General features: G+C 36.2%; 2 protein-coding genes and 1 pseudogene. 2 read left to right on the forward strand and 1 reads right to left on the reverse strand.

The features are described from left to right. Nucleotides 1-120 precede the first annotated feature (120 nt). Nucleotides 121-1343 (forward strand): annotated as a pseudogene (locus tag AC1DCY_RS26940) (IS110 family RNA-guided transposase). Nucleotides 1344-1541: 198 nt separating this feature from the next. Here AC1DCY_RS26940 and AC1DCY_RS26945 read toward each other — a convergent pair. Next, nucleotides 1542-1946, reverse strand: a complete 405-nt coding sequence (locus AC1DCY_RS26945; RefSeq protein ID WP_477355690.1) for a MerR family transcriptional regulator — start codon at nucleotides 1944-1946, stop codon at nucleotides 1542-1544. 109 nt (nucleotides 1947-2055) lie between these two features. Between AC1DCY_RS26945 and AC1DCY_RS26950 the strand changes: the two genes are divergently transcribed. Further along, complete coding sequence (locus AC1DCY_RS26950; RefSeq protein ID WP_477355693.1) at nucleotides 2056-2445, forward strand: carboxymuconolactone decarboxylase family protein; 390 nt, start codon at nucleotides 2056-2058, stop codon at nucleotides 2443-2445. Nucleotides 2446-3088 lie beyond the last annotated feature (643 nt).

The raw sequence follows: 3088 nt of genomic DNA on the forward strand, positions 1-3088 counted from the left end.
CAACGACCACGGTGTATCACTGACTGTCGCTCCCTCACGGGAAGCACTCATGGGAGATTCATCCTACTCAGGTTGCTGCACCAGCCTCTAATTTGATTGGCCGTAGAAAGGATGTTTCTAATGGAAGTCATCATTGAACGTGCATGTGGCATGGATATTCATAAGGATTCGATTACCGCATGTATTATGACACCAGAAGGTAAAGTGATTCAAACTTTTTCTACTAAAACGGTTTTTCTATTGCAATTAATTGATTGGATTAAAGAACAGGGTTGTACACACGTAGCTATGGAAAGTACAGGTGTATTTTGGAAGCCTATTGTAAACATACTCGAGGCTGAGAGCATCGAATTTTTAGTTGTAAATGCCCAACATATCAAAGCGGTTCCTGGTCGTAAGACTGATGTTAAAGATGCGGAATGGATCGCCAAGTTACTTCGTCATGGATTACTTAAAGCTAGCTTCATTCCAGATCGCACCCAACGTGAATTGCGAGAATTAGTTCGGTATCGCCGGAGTATAATTGAAGAACGTGCGAGACAACATAACCGCATTCAAAAAGTACTCGAAGGTGCGAATATTAAACTTGGTTCTGTTGTGTCAGATGTGATGGGTGTTTCCTCTCTTGATATGCTTCGTGCGATTGCCGAAGGTGAAGATGATCCAGAAAAGTTGGCTGGCTTCGCTAGACGGACGATGAAAAAGAAAAAAGCAGAGCTGGAACTCGCACTTCGTGGCTACGTTCAACCACATCAACGATTAATGATTAAAACCATTCTTACTCATATTGACTTTCTGACTGCACAAATTGAATTGTTAAATCAAGAAGTAGCTTGCCGACTTTCCACACACCAAGAAGATATCGAAAGATTGGATTCTATTCCTGGAATCGCCACTCGAATGGCAGAACAAATCCTAGCTGAAATCGGAACTGATGTAAACAAGCAATTTCCAAGTGCAGCACATCTCTGTTCTTGGGCAGGCCTAGTACCTGGACACAATAAAGTGCAGGCAAAAGGAAATCCTCTGCTATGAAGAAAGGCAATAAATACTTGAAATCGGCTCTAATCGAAGCAGCTCATTCCGTTAGAGGATCTAAAACCTATCTAGGCGCATTATACAGACGGACTGCAGCTCGAAAAGGCAAAAAACGAGCAGGAATATCTGTTGCTCATGCCATCTTACGCATTGCTTATTACCTTTTAACACGTAAAGAAATGTATGTAGACTTGGGCGAAGACTACTTTGATAAACAAAAAGAACAATCCATTATTCGATATTCTGTTCGGAGACTTGAAAGTTTGGGTTACAATGTGACCATCACTGAACTTGGTGCTTCCTAATACAATCTAAAATCAGATTTCTATTTAGGCGCTACCATTTTTTTGAATATAAAGGTCGCGTTTATTTTAGCATGGACTTTTTTAGTGCCAGAGATTTTATTTTCATGGGAGTTTAAGTACATTTTTTCACAATCTTGCTAATGGTATATAAAAAAGCGACCTTCATCTTGAAGAATCGCAAACAGTAAATTAACACCTTTAAAGATTTACGGGTTTGTTTCCGCTATTAACTTCGCTCTCCTCTAATCCCTTATAATAGTTAATTTTTTCTTCAATCTTGCAAAGATTATTTTGTAAGTCTTTTATTTGTTCCAGTACACTTTTTTGATGATTTTCTAATAATTCACGACGAAAACTTATCGTAGAATCGCCTTGGCCTCGCAGGTCAGAAAACTGTTTCATTTCAGCGACTGGCATACCTGTTACTCGCAATCGAATTAAAAAATTGATCCAAGAAATATCCGACTCAGTATATTGGCGATATCCATTTACATCGCGGTCTACACCATTTAGTAATCCAATTTTTTCGTAATAACGTAATGTGTGTACGGTTAGTCCAGTGATATTTGAGATTTGTTGAATTGTAAAAATTTTCTTTTCCATAATCTAATTATAGCATAAAAAAAAGTATTGCTTTAGAGTGCACTCTAAAGTGTAAATTTATTTCATAAATTACTTTTCAAGTGAATTTAATTCTAAGGAGGAAAATAAGATGCCAAATGAACGTTATCAGAGAGGTTGGGAAAAGCTTACGGAAATAGACGGAGAAGGAGGAGAACGAGTCATAGAATCATTAAAGGATATTGCACCTGAACTAGGTAAATATATTGTTGAATTTGCCTTTGGGGACATATATTCCCGAAAGGGATTAGACTTAAAACAACGTCAACTCGTAACAATTGCTTCTCTTACTACACAAGGAGGATGTGAACCACAATTAAACGTCCATATCAATGCTGCCCTTAACGTAGGACTAACACCTAACGAGGTGATTGAGGCAATTACTCACTGTGTCCCGTACACAGGTTTTCCCAGAGTTCTTAACGCCATTTTTGTAGCTAAACAAATTTTTGAAGAACGTAATTTAAAGGTAACTAAATAAAATAAATTTAGGGTGACGAAAGTTACCCTTTTTTTATTAACCATCAAGTATTCTAAACAATTTCATTAATTAACATATCCTACTTTTGGGTGACAAACTTCAAACCGCTCTTCAACTATTCTGCCTCTTTAGTTTAAGTGAAACCCTTCACAATTTATTTGCCCTATAACTTTAAATGTGTTACTCAAGAAAACGGCCCCTATTTATGAAGAAAGACGCTTCCCTTATTTCAGAAAAACGCCCGTTTACAGATTAACTTTATATTACACTTTTTCCAAAGGAAACTCCTTTAGAAAATTACACCCAAGGGCAAAACGGTGCAACTTTTTTATATTAAATAGACTAAACTAATAAGAGGATATTATGTTCAATATATGAGCATATATCCTCTTTTCTTATGTATATTAGATTTGTTATTTAGATATTTAAAATATAGTTTAATATGTACAATATACAGGTTTATTTTAGAAGATGTAACCCATAGCGGGAGATGTAGTATAAATGCTAATTTAAATATGTACATTCCTGCTTGAATAACGATGTACAAAAATGCTCTTTCATTTCATACTAATACCGAGGTGTTAGTATGCATATTCAACTAGAGATTGAGACAGAATTTAAAATTAATAGTCTTTCAGATTTA

It is taken from the genome of Lysinibacillus sp. 10T31 (assembly GCF_056394365.1).